The organism is Halobacillus mangrovi (genome assembly GCF_002097535.1).
Lineage (GTDB): Bacteria > Bacillota > Bacilli > Bacillales > Halobacillaceae > Halobacillus > Halobacillus mangrovi_A.
In genome coordinates this window covers 154,876-170,856 of record NZ_CP020772.1, presented here as the reverse complement: position 1 = coordinate 170,856, position 15,981 = coordinate 154,876, and the positions used below count along the sequence as shown (strand labels likewise).

Annotated in this window: 12 protein-coding genes, 3 rRNA genes and 1 other RNA gene; 15 read left to right on the top strand and 1 reads right to left on the bottom strand. The window is 45.8% G+C overall.

Going from position 1 to position 15,981, the window contains the following annotated elements; translation table 11 throughout:
- Positions 1–124: 124 nt before the first annotated feature.
- The 4 genes from HM131_RS01010 to HM131_RS00995 all read left to right on the top strand — a co-directional run bounded on the left by HM131_RS01010 (position 125) and on the right by HM131_RS00995 (position 4,297).
- The gene (locus tag HM131_RS01010; RefSeq protein WP_085027072.1) at positions 125–1,426 is read left to right on the top strand and encodes a purine/pyrimidine permease; all 1,302 of its coding nucleotides are present in this window, start codon (positions 125–127) and stop codon (positions 1,424–1,426) included.
- Between the two features lie 22 nt (positions 1,427–1,448).
- Positions 1,449–2,771 carry a lysine N(6)-hydroxylase/L-ornithine N(5)-oxygenase family protein gene (locus tag HM131_RS01005; protein ID WP_085027070.1) on the top strand — a complete coding sequence of 441 codons (1,323 nt, stop codon included), beginning with the start codon at positions 1,449–1,451 and terminating at the stop codon, positions 2,769–2,771.
- 97 nt (positions 2,772–2,868) lie between these two features.
- Positions 2,869–3,381, top strand: a complete 513-nt coding sequence (locus tag HM131_RS01000) for a type 1 glutamine amidotransferase domain-containing protein (protein ID WP_085027068.1) — start codon at positions 2,869–2,871, stop codon at positions 3,379–3,381.
- 148 nt (positions 3,382–3,529) lie between these two features.
- On the top strand, positions 3,530–4,297 hold the full coding sequence (locus tag HM131_RS00995) for a DUF3891 family protein (protein ID WP_085027066.1): 768 nt from the start codon (positions 3,530–3,532) through the stop codon (positions 4,295–4,297).
- 55 nt (positions 4,298–4,352) lie between these two features.
- Here the strand turns inward: HM131_RS00995 and HM131_RS00990 are convergent, their stop codons facing one another.
- Positions 4,353–5,642, bottom strand: coding sequence for a glycoside hydrolase family 18 protein (locus HM131_RS00990; RefSeq protein ID WP_085027064.1), 1,290 nt, complete (start codon positions 5,640–5,642; stop codon positions 4,353–4,355).
- 80 nt (positions 5,643–5,722) lie between these two features.
- Between HM131_RS00990 and tadA the strand changes: the two genes are divergently transcribed.
- The 11 genes from tadA (at position 5,723) to HM131_RS00935 (ending at position 15,868) form a co-directional block, all read left to right on the top strand.
- Complete coding sequence (tadA, locus tag HM131_RS00985) at positions 5,723–6,211, top strand: tRNA adenosine(34) deaminase TadA (RefSeq protein ID WP_085027062.1); 489 nt, start codon at positions 5,723–5,725, stop codon at positions 6,209–6,211.
- 43 nt (positions 6,212–6,254) lie between these two features.
- An RNA gene (ffs, locus tag HM131_RS00980) (signal recognition particle sRNA large type) lies at positions 6,255–6,520 on the top strand.
- Positions 6,521–6,797: 277 nt separating this feature from the next.
- A complete protein-coding gene (dnaX, locus tag HM131_RS00975; RefSeq protein WP_085027060.1) occupies positions 6,798–8,507 on the top strand; it encodes a DNA polymerase III subunit gamma/tau in 1,710 nt (569 codons plus the stop codon).
- 24 nt (positions 8,508–8,531) lie between these two features.
- The gene (locus HM131_RS00970) at positions 8,532–8,849 is read left to right on the top strand and encodes a YbaB/EbfC family nucleoid-associated protein (protein ID WP_085027058.1); all 318 of its coding nucleotides are present in this window, start codon (positions 8,532–8,534) and stop codon (positions 8,847–8,849) included.
- 11 nt (positions 8,850–8,860) lie between these two features.
- Positions 8,861–9,457, top strand: coding sequence for a recombination mediator RecR (recR, locus tag HM131_RS00965; protein ID WP_085027056.1), 597 nt, complete (start codon positions 8,861–8,863; stop codon positions 9,455–9,457).
- A gap of 13 nt (positions 9,458–9,470) precedes the next feature.
- Entirely contained in the window at positions 9,471–9,686 is a 216-nt protein-coding gene (locus HM131_RS00960) for a YaaL family protein (protein WP_085027054.1), read from the top strand.
- A gap of 70 nt (positions 9,687–9,756) precedes the next feature.
- A complete protein-coding gene (locus tag HM131_RS00955) occupies positions 9,757–10,020 on the top strand; it encodes a pro-sigmaK processing inhibitor BofA family protein (protein ID WP_085027052.1) in 264 nt (87 codons plus the stop codon).
- Positions 10,021–10,697: 677 nt separating this feature from the next.
- Positions 10,698–12,263: ribosomal RNA gene (locus HM131_RS00950) — 16S ribosomal RNA — on the top strand.
- 172 nt (positions 12,264–12,435) lie between these two features.
- Positions 12,436–15,351: ribosomal RNA gene (locus tag HM131_RS00945) — 23S ribosomal RNA — on the top strand.
- A 73-nt stretch (positions 15,352–15,424) separates the two neighbouring features.
- Positions 15,425–15,538, top strand: a 5S ribosomal RNA gene (rrf, locus tag HM131_RS00940).
- The 16S, 23S and 5S rRNA genes sit together here, the layout of an rRNA operon.
- Positions 15,539–15,685: 147 nt before the next feature.
- Positions 15,686–15,868, top strand: a complete 183-nt coding sequence (locus HM131_RS00935) for a sigma factor G inhibitor Gin (protein WP_085027050.1) — start codon at positions 15,686–15,688, stop codon at positions 15,866–15,868.
- Positions 15,869–15,981 lie beyond the last annotated feature (113 nt).

The window sequence follows — 15,981 nt, the reverse complement described above, 5'->3', positions numbered from 1 at the left end:
AAAGTTGTTCCACGTGAAACAGAACGACCGATATTTCAATAGAGACAGCCTGAGAGGGGCTGTGTTAGGATGAAGAGGATAATTCAGGAAATGATATATAGAGAGAAATTGCAGGTGGAACAACATGAAGGAACCAAATCAATCTTTTCTAGGGGCCACATTAGAGACAACCCAATGGTTCGTCTTTTTATTAGCCAGTTCTGTGGCGCTTCCCATAGTCATTGGTTCAATCTTTGATTTAAGCTTCACCCAGGTGTCAGGGCTGATGCAGCGTACATTTTTTGTCGTAGGCATCACTTCCTTTCTACAAGGAATGTTCGGCCACAAGCTGCCCATCATGGAAGGACCGGCCGGATTATGGATTAGTATTTTTGCTGTGATGGCTTATTCTGGTGCTCAACCGGGAAAAAGCTACATAGAAACGCTTCAAACCCTTGAAGCGGCTATGATTCTTACAGGAGTATTTTTACTAGTGTTCGGGGTTTTTCGATTAGCCCATCGGGTGTTATTTGTATTCACTCCGTTAGTGACGGGGGCTTTTTTATTTTTACTAACCGTGCAATTAAGCGGAACCTTTTTGCAAGGAATGCTTGGCATACAGCAACAGGTAGAGGCTATTCATGTAGATCAGACTGCTGTAGCGTTTGTAACGTTTTGCACCGTACTTGGTTTATCTGTTTTTGCAAAAGGCTGGCTGAAAAGCTACGCCGTTTTAATCGGCATCAGTGTAGGCTGGTTATTATACATAGGCTGGGTAGGGAGCACGAATGAAAGTGGAGGGGAATCGTCCTTCATATCTGCCCCAGATTGGCTGGCGTGGGGCACCCCTCACTTCGAGTGGGGGATTGTACCGCTGGCTTTTATTACGGCTGTCATTCTTTTGTCTAATATCGTGGCTTCTGTGGTAGCGGTCAGCCACTCAATATATGGCAAGCCTTCCTACTCTTACAATCAGATCAATCAGGGAAGCAGCTTTTTAGGTATAACCCATGGAATATCAGCGATGTTTTCATCGATTGCTAATGTGCCGTTGGCCTCGTCCTCGGGTTTCATCCATTTAACAGGTCAAAAGAAGAAAGCGCCATTTTTATATGCATCTGCCTTATTAATAATCATTGCTTTCTTTCCATCTCTGGTCGCCCTTATTTCAGGAATCCCTTCGCCAGTTGCCAATGCTGCGCTGCTTGCTACCTTTGTGCAGCTCATGGGGCTTGGAATCAGTAACATTGCCAGTGAAACATTGGATGAGCGAAGGTTAACCATCTTGTGCATCTCATTTTTACTAGGAATTGGACTTATGTTTCTTCCTGCTGAGGTGTTCAAGGGGATGCCTGGGATTGTACAAAATTTAATGAGTAACGGATTATTAGTCGGAACGGTATTGGTCATCATCATGGAACAGCTTTGGAAAGAGTCGAAAACGTGAAGATATAGAGGAAGTGATCGCAATGCAAAGACAACTATATGATGTGATAGGAATCGGAATTGGCCCCTATAACCTTGGACTAGCCGCATTGATTGACCAAACGGATGAACTTGATGCGCTCTTTTTTGAAAAGACGCCTGAATTCATGTGGCATCCTGGAATGCTAATTGAAAAAATGGATCTCCAGGTCCCGTTCCTTGCAGATTTGGCAACTTTCGCGGATCCGAAAAGTCCCTATACATTTATGAATTACCTGCATGAACATAACCGGATGTTCCCTTTCTTTTTCCATCGTCACTTTGAGGTGCCGAGACAAGAGTATAACCACTATCTGCAATGGGTAGCTGGACAGTTAAATAGTCTACACTTTGGTCATCGAGTGGTAGATGTCGTCGATAAAAAAGAAGCAGATACCCCGCATTACGAAGTAGTCGTCATGGAAAAGGTGACAGGAGAGACAAAATACTTTAATGCAAAACATGTTGTGCTGGGAACAGGGAATGACCCAGTGGTTCTTGAGGGAATGGATGGACTTCCTAATGAAGATGTCATGCATTCCAGTCGATATTTATTTGAAAAACAACATCTGCTTAAATCGAAACATGTAACAGTGATCGGTTCTGGTCAGAGTGCACTTGAAGTTTTCCTTGATTTGCTGGAGGAACAGGAGCGCCAGGACATGAAGCTGACGTTATTAACCCGGACGGGCGGTTTGTTTCAGCTTGATAAAGCAAAGTTCGCTCAAGAAGCCTTTACACCGGATTACGTGGATTATTTTCATAATCTAGAATTTGAGCAGAGAAAACAGACGCTGGATACGTTAAAGCCGCTCCGTAATGGAATTGATCCTCAAACGCTGGAAAGGCTGTACACAAAGCTTTATCATCGCACGGCTGGAATGAAAGAGAGCCGAGTCCTCATTCAGCCAATGACTGAGGTCCAGAAAATAGAAGGTCAAAAAGACGGGTATGTCCTTCACTGCAAACAATGGCAGGAAGATGTGGAGTACAAGTACGCCACCGAAAAAGTAGTCTTAGCCACAGGCTACAAACCGCATATCCCAGATTGGTTTATGGATCGTTATAAAGAAAAGATCGAATGGGAAGACGAAAAAATGTTTAAAATGACCAGGGATTATCGGCTTATGTTTAACGATGATCGAGAACACTACTTTTTCAGTTTGACCAATCTTGTCCATTCACATGGAGCTGGAGCTACGAACTTAGGGTTGTCGGTTCATAGAAACGTCCATATCATCAATACGATTGCAGGAAAAGAAGTATACAAGAATCAAGAAGATACAACGTTCCAGCAATTTTCTATGAAAGACTTTGGCACATCCTGAGCATTTCCTAAGAATGAAAAATGTTTAATTTTGGGAACAAGGGGAAAATATCCTATGTGAAAAAAATTAACATTACCATTCAAGGAGATGATGTTATATGAGTAAGATCGCTTGCGTCATTACGTCAATGTTTGAAGATGTCGAATATACACAGCCTGCAGAGGCTTTCAAAAATGAAGGGCATGAAATTACTACAATTGAATGGGAATCAGGTAAAGAGGTAAAAGGAAAACAAGGAGAAGCATCTGTGAAAATCGACGCGTCCATTGATGATGTGAACCCGAATGATTTTGATGCCCTTCTCATTCCTGGGGGCTTTTCTCCGGATCAGCTTCGCGGTGATGAGAAATTCGTAACATTCGCTAAACACTTCATGGATGAGAAAAAGCCTGTTTTCGCCATTTGCCATGGTCCTCAGCTATTAATTACAGCAAAATCATTAGAAGGTCGAGCGGCAACTGGCTTCAAGTCGATTGCTGTTGATATGGAATATGCAGGCGTAGACTATGAGGACAAAGAGGTTGTTGTCTGTCAGGACCAGCTGGTGACAAGTCGTCAGCCGGATGATATTCCTGCCTTTAACCGCGAATCCTTAAAACTACTACAATAAGAAAAAATCAAAGTAAGCCACGGGGGCTTCCCTCGTGGCTTCTTTCTATTTTTCGGTGGAATGTTCACTTATGGAGTTATGGCTGTAATTGCCTTATAATGAAAGATAAAAGATTGAGTGACGGGATCGACTACATAGGAGGGAAGATATGATTGTCCAGGAGCGTGAAAATGAATTTCTGATGATTAAGCAGCACGATCATGCACAAATATCTGGCCAAATGGTTTTGGAGTGGAAGAAAAATTTCCTATTGCGATCAAAGTTGAGGGAAGAAGCCGACTGGGCCATTGCTCAACATGACCGTGCCTGGATTCCTTTGGATGAGCAACCAAAGTGGAATAATGAGAAAAATAGACCCTATTCTTTCATCGATTATCCCCTAAAGGAGAAAATAGAGGCTTATCAGCTAGGGATTAAGGAAGTTGCTGAACGCTCTCTTTATGCTGGAATACTCTGCAGTATGCACTATGCATCCTTCTTTTCAGAGGATAGTGACGATCCAGTCATCCGTAAGTTTATTGCAGATGAAAAGAAAAGGCAGGAAGATTTATCTGAAGCAATGAAAATGGATGTACCCAGGGATATCTATCATCTCCATTTCAAACGGCTTCAATTTTGTGATGATTTGTCTTTATATGTATGTATGCAAGAACCTGGGATATCTAAGGATGAAGAAGTTCCTTGGTTTAAAGATGGATTTAAACAAACCTTTGATTTTGCTCCGGACGGAATAATGGCTAACTGGGTAGACCAGAAACAAGTTTCGGTAAAACCTTTTCCTTTTTCACGTCCTTTTGAAGTGTATATTCCTTATCGTTCCGTTTCTAAAAAAGCTATTGAGGAAAAAGGACTGGAGAAGGCTTATCATGAAGCTGAAACGGGGCAGCGAACAGTAGAGATTATACCCGAAGGTTAAAAACACCGCTGTCAGACAGCCTTATTGCTGACAGGACTGTCTGATGCGGAGAATTTTATTGATTCTTTTCGACGTTGAACTGACTACCGAGCAGAGCCCAATTTTGTGGGAAGGATAGGCCGAGCTTCCAGTAACTAATACCTTTCAGACCGCGATCCTTAATAAGGTCGAATTTCTTCTGGATGGAACGAGCATCTTCAAACCAGACTTCATGCTTATTTCCTTCCGAGTCTGTGTACGTAAAATAGGGGGCCTGTTCTTCCTGGTCATAGGAAATAGGAACATTGTTTTCCCTTGCGATCTGTATAGCTCTTTGTGGGCTGACGGCTTTCGCAAACTCCCCGCCAGGTTCATATGGGAGCGTCCAGTCATATCCGTACAAATTCTGGCCTAGCAATATTTTATTTGCCGGCATTTCAGTTAACGCATAATCCACAACTTCAGTGACAGGTCCAATCGGTGCAACCGCGCGAGGAGGACCTCCACTGTAGCCCCATTCATAAGTCATTAACACAACAAAATCGACAATTTCTCCATGCGCTTTGTAATCGTGTGCTTCATACCAGGCCCCTTCTTGTTCAGCACTCGTCTTTGGAGCGAGGGCGGTCGACATAAGCAGACCTTCTGCAGAAAGTCGCTGCTTTGCATTTCTAAGGAACTGGTTATAATTCTCCTTTAGCTCAGGAGGCAGAAATTCCATGTCGAAATGAACGTCTCTAAACCCGACTTCTTTGGCTGTCTTAACTATGTTATCAAGAAGGGTATTTTGTACATTTTCATTTGTAAGGATCGTTCTCCCAAGTTCTGCGCTGAATTCCCCGTCCGCTAAGTTCGTGACCACCATCATAAGAGAGGCATCATTGTTATCAGCGATTGCTTTGAAGTTATCAAGCGGCGGCGCTTTTAATGAGCCATCCGGTTTGATTTCATAACTAAACGGAGCTAAATAAGTAAGCAGCGGTGCTCGCTGTTCAGCTGAAGATCGCAAAACTTCGGAAACTTCTCCTCCAAAAGGCTCAATATAAGCATTGGCAGAGATTAAAGTCGGTGGTTGTTCAGGGATATACAGTCTTAATCCTACAGGCAGTGCCGCGTTTGGCTGCAGGCCGTTGACTTCAGCGAGCTGGTTTGCGGATAAACCAAACTGCTGAGCAATGGTATATAAGCTGTCCCCGGGCTGGACAAAATAAAACTGACCGACAATCGGCACAACAATAGCTTGACCGACTACGAGGTCTCCAGGGGTTTCCAGTTCGTTTGCATCAATGATAGCATTTGGCGTACTATCATAGAGACCAGCTATCGAAAATACACTGTCCCCGGGCTGGACGACATGGATTTGCATGTACATCGCTCCTTTCTCATCATTATCAATGTATGAAAACGGAAAGGGAAAATATTCTTATGAAATAGAAGGGGTCTCTTATGAACACTGACCAACACTATATGGAATTAGCTATTAAAGAAGCAAAAAAAGCAGAGGCCGAGGGCGAGGTCCCAATCGGAGCCGTCATTGTTTTTAAAGATGAAGTCATCGCTAAAGGTTACAACCAAAGAGAGACATCCCAGCTCGCTTCTTCGCATGCAGAATTCATAGCTATCGAACGAGCCAATCAGGCAATCGGAAGCTGGAGACTGGAAGATTGCACGTTGTATGTGACCCTGGAACCATGTCCGATGTGTGCAGGTGCTATTTTACAATCCAGGATTCCTAGAGTCGTTTATGGAGCAAAAGATCCGAAAGCGGGATGTGTTGGTTCTTTAATGAATTTATTAGATGATAAGCGGTTTAATCACAGGGCAGAAATCTCAGCAGGGGTCATGGAAGAAACTTGTGGTAATCTTTTGACTCAGTTTTTTCGGAGGCTGCGTAATAAGAAGAAAAACAAACCATCTACTAATAATTTACAATAATAAACCATTGCATTTTACTTAAAATGTCGCTATACTTGTAATGTCGTGCTAAGCGGGGAATTAGCGGTGCCCTATACTCGCAATCCGCTACAGCGAGGCCGAATCCCCACCCGAGGTGGTGTGGCCTCAAGGTCTGCCTTATGTGACCGGTGTTGACACCCAGGTCCTGCGCAACGAGAATCAGTGAATCCTGTCAGGTCCGGAAGGAAGCAGCAGTAAGCTGTCCCTCTCGTGTGCCGCGGGAGTGCCTGGGTCGAGCCGTAATCATAAGTAACGCTTGGGGCCACGCCATCGACGGTGGGTGCACGGCATTACATATGATTTTACTATCAGGTTATTATAAAAAAGTCGTTATGAGACATTTTCATAACGGCTTTTTCTATTATATTCGGTTTAAATAGAGGGGGGGTGAGGAAACGGGGTCGTTCTCATACCCTTTTCAGTCCATTACATAACGGAACGTTTACCTCTAATTTTATAACTAAAGCCTTAAAACTAGAAGCGAATGTCGTCGAAGAACTAAGGTTCACATCCAATGCACCAATCAGGTATAATGGATGAGAGACTAAAAAGGGAGAACGGTTATATGAGCTATCAGGCTTTGTATCGTGTCTGGCGCCCAAAAAACTTTGAAGATGTGGTCGGACAAACCCATATTACACGCACATTGCAAAACGCGATTGAACAAGATAAATTTTCCCATGCCTATCTGTTCTCTGGCCCACGAGGGACAGGTAAAACAAGTGCTGCGAAAATTTTTGCTAAAGCCGTGAACTGCGAACGTTCCCCTGTAAAGGAACCCTGCAATGAGTGTGCGGCGTGTCTTGGTATCCAAGATGGGTCGATCTCAGATGTCATTGAAATTGACGCTGCTTCCAACAACGGGGTAGAACAAATTCGTGAAATCCGGGACAAGGTAAAGTATGCACCAAGCGCGGTACCTTACAAAGTATATATTATTGATGAAGTCCACATGCTCTCCATGGGAGCTTTTAATGCTTTGCTTAAAACGTTAGAAGAGCCTCCGCGGCATGTTATATTTATTTTAGCAACGACTGAGCCTCACAAAATTCCACTTACCATTATTTCAAGATGTCAGCGATTTGATTTTAAACGGATATCTCAGAAAGCGATGGTGGACCGGATGGAGAGCATTACCTCTGCTGAGGAGATCACCATTGCTCGTGAAGCGTTGGAAATTGTGGCGTTGACAGCAGAAGGCGGGATGAGGGACGCTTTAAGTTTGCTTGATCAGGCCATTTCCTATAGTGAAGAAGAAGTCACTGTTGAGGATGTATTAGCTGTCACTGGGTCGGTCTCCCAAGGGAAACTGGCAGAAGTCGTCAGAGCTTTATACGAACAAGAGGTGAAAGCAGCTCTTGAAGCAGTGGATGATTTGATTCAGCAAGGAAAAGATCCGGGTCGTTTTGTCTTTGATTTGATTTATTATCTTCGAGACATCCTATTGTTCCAAAGTGCCCCAGACCTTGAACATAATTTGGAACGCGCCATTCCAGATGATACGTTTCGTATGCTGGCTGAACAGTTAACCGCCCAATGGATTCAGCAGGCGATACGGGAGTTGAATCAATGTCAGCAAGAGATGAAATGGACGACAAGTCCTAAGGTGTTTATTGAAATTGCCCTTTTGAATATGGTGGAAGTTAAGCCGGCGTCTGTATTGAAGCCCGCTGAATCGGAAGCTCTGAATCAGCTTTCTAAGAAAATTACTGAACTCGAGAGAGAATTGACGAGTTTGAAGCAAAACGGAGTAGAACAGCAAACGGCTAAACCATCGAAACCAAAGCGGACACCTGCAAAATCCGGACGAAAAGGATATAATGTACCTTACGAACGGATACGCCAAGTATTAAATGAGGCATCTAAGGAAGAAATAAAAACCGTTCAAGGCCATTGGGCAGATTTCATGGAGGCATTGAAGAGGAACAATGCCCCGGCTCATGCAACGTTGCTGAATAGTAAGCCGAGAGCAGCTTCTTCAAAAGCATTGGTACTTGCTTTTCGTTATGACATCCATTGTTCCTTGGCAATGGAACACCAAAGTACAATTGAGCCCTTGCTTACAGAATTCATAGGAAAACCTTTGACGATCATCCCTATTCCAGAGCCTAATTGGCAGGAAGTACGCGAGGAATATGTGCGTAAACAAAAAAGTTCCCCTGATGACAGCGACGAAGAAACTTCAGATGATACTTCTTCTGAAGGTAATGATGACCCGCTCGTCTCAGAAGCACGCAAGCTCGTCGGAGATGATTTGATAGAAATCCAAGATTAAATGAAATTAAAGGAGGAATTCGCCATGCGTGGTGGAGGAAATATGAACAATATGATGAAACAAATGCAAAAGATGCAGAAAAAAATGATGAAAGCTCAAGAAGAGCTCTACGAAATGACTTTTGAATCTTCTGCTGGCGGCGGAATGGTTAAAGTTGTCGCTAACGGGAAAAAAGAAATTACAGATATCGAAATTGATGAAGAAGTTGTAGATCCAGATGATGTAGAAATGCTTCAAGATTTAATCATCACAGCAACGAATGATGTGTTGAAGCAAGTGGATGATAAAACAAACGATACTATGGGACAGTTCACGAAAGGTATGCCTGGAGGAATGTTCTAGGAGGAATTTTGATGTATTACCCGGAACCAATTTCTAAACTGATCGACAGTTTTACGAAGCTGCCAGGGATCGGCCCTAAGACGGCTGTCCGCCTGGCTTTTTTCGTGCTGGAGATGGAAGAGGACGATGTTCTTGACTTTGCTAAGTCATTAGTGAACGCTAAAAGAGAACTGACTCATTGCTCGATCTGTGGTCATATTACCGATCAAGACCCTTGCTCGATTTGTCAGGATGATTCCCGCGATCAAACATTGATTTGTGTCGTTCAAGATCCGAAAGATGTGATTGCGATGGAAAAGATGAAAGAATTCAGCGGGAAGTACCACGTATTGCACGGGGCTATTTCGCCGATGGACGGCATTGGTCCAGAAGACATTAATGTGGCAAGCTTGATCAATCGATTGAAGGATGAAGGGGTCGAAGAGCTGATTCTGGCTACCAACCCGAACATTGAGGGGGAAGCTACGGCTATGTATATTTCTCGTTTAGTGAAACCTTCGGGAATACGTATGACACGTATTGCCCACGGTCTTCCAGTTGGAGGAGACTTAGAGTATGCGGATGAAGTGACTTTATCCAAAGCACTTGAAGGAAGAAGAGAACTGTAAAAAGGGTGGTTCTATGTTCGGTAGACATAAAAAGATTAGGAAAGAGATCGATCAAGAGCTTCTTTCTAATATTAGAACACTCAAGCATGAGTGGGAAACGCTGAACACGATCATAAATCAGAGTATTGAGCCAAGTGACGAGGGACTGACAGAACTTGCTCTTGTTAAAGCGAAATATTTTTACTTATTAAGAGAAGCCAGATTTCGTCAAATCAATGCTTTATCATAACTTGTACTATCCCCTTGTTCGATCACATATACTGACTTAGAACAGTATATAAGTGGACAGGGGGTTTTTTATGGATCCGGTGTTAGTCATCTTATTATTAGGACTAGCCATTCCTTTCTTATTAATTGTTGGGTTGCCATCTGCCCCAATTAAATGGGTAGGGCAACTTCTCACTAGGTTAATCGTTGCTGTTATCCTTCTTTTTTTCGTAAATCTCTTTGGAGCGCAATTTGGTTTGCATGTTCCGATCAATGGTTTCACTGCTGTCGTCTCTGGACTCCTTGGTGTACCAGGTGTATTGTCATTGGCAGCAATACATTTATGGTTGCTTTAGAAAAAGATGAGGATGATTGTCCTTATCTTTTTTTATTTGTGTGTGAATAACTATTTGATGGTGTGAGGCTGCATCCAGATCCAACGCCTATCCCTCGAGGTCATAAGTCAGTCGATTTAAAAGACTATCATCACTTGCCATATGCTTGTCGGGGCGACTTTAGCACAAAGATCAGTCCAACGTTGGCGCCAGACGTGCCCAGTTTAGTTGTCCATTGAATGAATAAGCCAGGTGCTTCCGTTTTTGTTATGGAGTTCAGCTTCTTAATTAGTAATCTTTTAAAATATAAAAAAATACTAGAAAAGGGTTGCGTTCATTTTTATAGCATGCTATATTATTACTTGTCGCTTCAAAGAAAGCGCCATTAACAAAAACAGCTTACAAAATTTCATAAAAAAAGTTATTGACATATAGCGAATTCACATGATATATTAGTAAGCGTCGCTTTAAGAGAGAGGCGACAAGCCGAAAACGGCTTACAAAAAAATCATGAAAAAATTTGTTGACTTAAACGACTAACCATGATATATTAATTAAGTCGCTGTTTTGAGCGGCGAACAAAACATTTGATCTTTGAAAACTGAACGAACCAACCAGTACGTCAATTATTTCTTCTTATTTAAAGAAGAAAACAACAAGCACATTCGGTGTGCAAATGAGCAAGTCAAACTTTACTTTTTATGGAGAGTTTGATCCTGGCTCAGGACGAACGCTGGCGGCGTGCCTAATACATGCAAGTCGAGCGCGGGAAGCGAGCTGATCCCCTTCGGGGGTGATGCTCGTGGAACGAGCGGCGGACGGGTGAGTAACACGTGGGCAACCTGCCTGTAAGACCGGAATAACCCCGGGAAACCGGGGCTAATGCCGGGTAACACTTTCCTCCGCATGGAGGAGAGTTGAAAGATGGCTTTTAGCTATCACTTACAGATGGGCCCGCGGCGCATTAGCTAGTTGGTGAGGTAACGGCTCACCAAGGCGACGATGCGTAGCCGACCTGAGAGGGTGATCGGCCACACTGGGACTGAGACACGGCCCAGACTCCTACGGGAGGCAGCAGTAGGGAATCTTCCGCAATGGACGAAAGTCTGACGGAGCAACGCCGCGTGAACGATGAAGGTCTTCGGATCGTAAAGTTCTGTTGTTAGGGAAGAACAAGTACCGTGCGAATAGAGCGGTACCTTGACGGTACCTAACGAGGAAGCCCCGGCTAACTACGTGCCAGCAGCCGCGGTAATACGTAGGGGGCAAGCGTTGTCCGGAATTATTGGGCGTAAAGCGCGCGCAGGCGGTTTCTTAAGTCTGATGTGAAAGCCCACGGCTCAACCGTGGAGGGTCATTGGAAACTGGGGAACTTGAGGACAGAAGAGGAGAGTGGAATTCCACGTGTAGCGGTGAAATGCGTAGATATGTGGAGGAACACCAGTGGCGAAGGCGACTCTCTGGTCTGTCTCTGACGCTGAGGTGCGAAAGCGTGGGTAGCAAACAGGATTAGATACCCTGGTAGTCCACGCCGTAAACGATGAGTGCTAGGTGTTAGGGGGCTTCCACCCCTTAGTGCTGAAGTTAACGCATTAAGCACTCCGCCTGGGGAGTACGGCCGCAAGGCTGAAACTCAAAGGAATTGACGGGGGCCCGCACAAGCGGTGGAGCATGTGGTTTAATTCGAAGCAACGCGAAGAACCTTACCAGGTCTTGACATCCTTGGACCTCCCTAGAGATAGGGATTTCCCTTCGGGGACCAAGTGACAGGTGGTGCATGGTTGTCGTCAGCTCGTGTCGTGAGATGTTGGGTTAAGTCCCGCAACGAGCGCAACCCCTAATCTTAGTTGCCAGCATTCAGTTGGGCACTCTAAGGTGACTGCCGGTGACAAACCGGAGGAAGGCGGGGATGACGTCAAATCATCATGCCCCTTATGACCTGGGCTACACACGTGCTACAATGGATGGTACAAAGGGCAGCGAAGCCGCGAGGTGTAGCAAATCCCATAAAACCATTCTCAGTTCGGATTGCAGGCTGCAACTCGCCTGCATGAAGCCGGAATCGCTAGTAATCGCGGATCAGCATGCCGCGGTGAATACGTTCCCGGGCCTTGTACACACCGCCCGTCACACCACGAGAGTTGGCAACACCCGAAGTCGGTGAGGTAACCATTTGGAGCCAGCCGCCGAAGGTGGGGCCAATGATTGGGGTGAAGTCGTAACAAGGTAGCCGTATCGGAAGGTGCGGCTGGATCACCTCCTTTCTAAGGATAGAAACGGAAGCGTACATGGTTGGTTGTTCAGTTTTGAGAGATCAAAAGATCTTTCAATGTGAACCTTGAAAACTGGATAAGACATGATCAGGCATTATCTTTCGATAATCCTGATGATGACAAGACATCAAACATCAATTGAAACAACGTCTTTTCACAAGATAGTTAAGTGAATAAGGGCGCACGGTGGATGCCTTGGTACTAGGAGCCGATGAAGGACGGGACTAACACCGAAATGCTTCGACGAGCCGTAAGTAGGCTTTGACTCGGAGATTTCCGAATGGGGAAACCCACTGTTCGTAATGGAACAGTGTCCTATACTGAATCCATAGGTATAGGACGGCACACCCGGGGAACTGAAACATCTCAGTACCCGGAGGAAGAGAAAGCAAACGCGATTTCCCAAGTAGCGGCGAGCGAAACGGAAACAGCCCAAACCAGAGAGCTTGCTCTCTGGGGTTGTAGGACACTCCATTGGAGTTACCAAGAAGGAAGGTAGACGAATCGAGCTGGAAAGCTCAGCCATAGAGGGTAACAGCCCTGTAGTCAAAACCTTCTTTCCTCCGGAGTGGATCCTGAGTACGGCGGAACACGAGGAATTCCGTCGGAATCCGGGAGGACCATCTCCCAAGGCTAAATACTCCCTAGTAACCGATAGTGAACCAGTACCGTGAGGGAAAGGTGAAAAGCACCCCGGAAGGGGAGTGAAAGAGAACCTGAAACCGTGTGCCTACAAGTAGTCGGAGCCCGTTTATGGGTGACGGCGTGCCTTTTGTAGAATGAACCGGCGAGTTACGACCGTATGCGAGGTTAAGCCGCAGAAGCGGAGCCGCAGCGAAAGCGAGTCTGAATAGGGCGAGTGAGTATGCGGTCGTAGACCCGAAACCGTGTGATCTACCCATGTCCAGGATGAAGGTCAGGTAACACTGACTGGAGGTCCGAACCCACGTAAGTTGAAAATTACGGGGATGAGGTGTGGGTAGGGGTGAAATGCCAATCGAACACGGAGATAGCTGGTTCTCTCCGAAATAGCTTTAGGGCTAGCCTCAGGATAGAAAGTCATGGAGGTAGAGCACTGATTGGACGAGGGGCCCCTATCGGGTTACCGAATTCAGTCAAACTCCGAATGCCATCGACTTTGTCCTGGGAGTCAGACCGTGGGTGATAAGGTTCATGGTCGAAAGGGAAACAGCCCAGACCGCCAGCTAAGGTCCCCAAGTGTGTGTTAAGTGGAAAAGGATGTGGAGTTGCTTAGACAACCAGGATGTTGGCTTAGAAGCAGCCATCATTGAAAGAGTGCGTAATAGCTCACTGGTCGAGTGACTCTGCGCCGAAAATGTACCGGGGCTAAACACACCACCGAAGCTGCGGATTGATCTTACGATCAGTGGTAGGAGAGCGTTCTAAGGGCCGTGAAGTCAGACCGTAAGGACTGGTGGAGCGCTTAGAAGTGAGAATGCCGGTATGAGTAGCGAAAAAAGAGTGAGAATCTCTTTCACCGAAAGTCTAAGGTTTCCTGAGGAAGGCTCGTCCTCTCAGGGTTAGTCGGGACCTAAGCCGAGGCCGAAAGGCGTAGGCGATGGACAACAGGTTGATATTCCTGTACCACCTCCTTTCCGTTTGAACGACGGGGGGACGCAGGAGGATAAGGAGAGCGCGCCATTGGATGAGCGCGTCCAAGCAGTGAGACGGTCGGATAGGCAAATCCGTCCGGCAACGTCAAGCTGTGATGGGGAGGGAACTAAAGTACCGAAGCTCCTGAGTTCACACTGCCAAGAAAATCCTCTAGTGAGGAAAGAGGTGCCCGTACCGCAAACCAACACAGGTAGACGAGGAGAGGATCCTAAGGTGAGCGGGAGAACTCTCGTTAAGGAACTCGGCAAAATGACCCCGTAACTTCGGGAGAAGGGGTGCTCCTCTGCCGAGGAGCCGCAGTGAAAAGGCCCAAGCGACTGTTTACCAAAAACACAGGTCTCTGCGAAGCCGTAAGGCGAAGTATAGGGGCTGACACCTGCCCGGTGCTGGAAGGTTAAGGGGATGCGTTAGCGCAAGCGAAGCGTTGAACCGAAGCCCCAGTAAACGGCGGCCGTAACTATAACGGTCCTAAGGTAGCGAAATTCCTTGTCGGGTAAGTTCCGACCCGCACGAAAGGTGCAACGACTTGGGCACTGTCTCAACGAGAGACCCGGTGAAATTATACTATGTGTGAAGATGCACATTACCCGCGACAGGACGGAAAGACCCCGTGGAGCTTTACTGTAGCCTGATATTGAATGTTGGTACAGCTTGTACAGGATAGGTAGGAGCCTTGGAAGCCGGAGCGCTAGCTTCGGTGGAGGCGCTGGTGGGATACTACCCTGGCTGTACGGACATTCTAACCCAGGACCGTGATCCGGTCCGGAGACAGTGTCAGGTGGGCAGTTTGACTGGGGCGGTCGCCTCCCAAAAGGTAACGGAGGCGCCCAAAGGTTCCCTCAGAATGGTTGGAAATCATTCGCAGAGTGTAAAGGCACAAGGGAGCTTGACTGCGAGACCTACAAGTCGAGCAGGGACGAAAGTCGGGCTTAGTGATCCGGCGGTTCCGCATGGAAGGGCCGTCGCTCAACGGATAAAAGCTACCCCGGGGATAACAGGCTTATCTCCCCCAAGAGTCCACATCGACGGGGAGGTTTGGCACCTCGATGTCGGCTCATCGCATCCTGGGGCTGTAGTCGGTCCCAAGGGTTGGGCTGTTCGCCCATTAAAGCGGTACGCGAGCTGGGTTCAGAACGTCGTGAGACAGTTCGGTCCCTATCCGTCGTGGGCGTTGGAAATTTGAAAGGAGCTGTCCTTAGTACGAGAGGACCGGGATGGACACACCGCTGGTGTACCAGTTGTTCCGCCAGGAGCACAGCTGGGTAGCTACGTGTGGTCGGGATAAGTGCTGAAAGCATCTAAGCATGAAGCCCTCCTTGAGATGAGATTTCCCTTACCTATAAGGTAATAAGATCCCTCAGAGACGATGAGGTTGATAGGTCCGAGGTGGAAGCGTGGTGACACGTGCAGCTGACGGATACTAATTGATCGACGACTTATCTATCTACCATGAAAGACCGTTTCCGATGTTTGTGATTCTTATCCAGTTTTGAGGGTTCACCTCAAACTTTATATGATGTGGTGGTGAAGGCGAAGAGGTCACACCTGTTCCCATGCCGAACACAGCAGTTAAGCTCTTCAGCGCCGATGGTAGTCGGGTCGATCCCCGTGAGAGTAGGACGCCGCCACGTCAACGATAAAACCTTAGAAGATTTCTTCTAAGGTTTTTTATTTTTTCCCGTATATTATTCATAGATTAGGAGATACTAGAAATAAATCTATTGTTTATCATCCTATTTTAAGAGAATGCTTAAGCAAGCTGACGGGGAGGAATAAAAATGGCTAGGAAGCAATGTTGCAGTATTTGTTCCAAGGAAGCAGAAAATGGAATCTACTTGTTGAGAGTGTACATTTGTCATTCTTGTGAGAAAGAAATGATTAATACTTCTGCCGATGATCCCAAATATCAGTTTTTTGTAGAGCAAATGACAAAAGCACATCGTTCAATGATTCCATCTTAATTGCATAGCAGCTATAATATCCATCTCAAAAAGAGATGGATATTTGTATGTTTGCGGCAAAGTAGCGGTTTCTGTACGATAAATGAGAGAAGATAATAGAAAAAAGGTGAGAA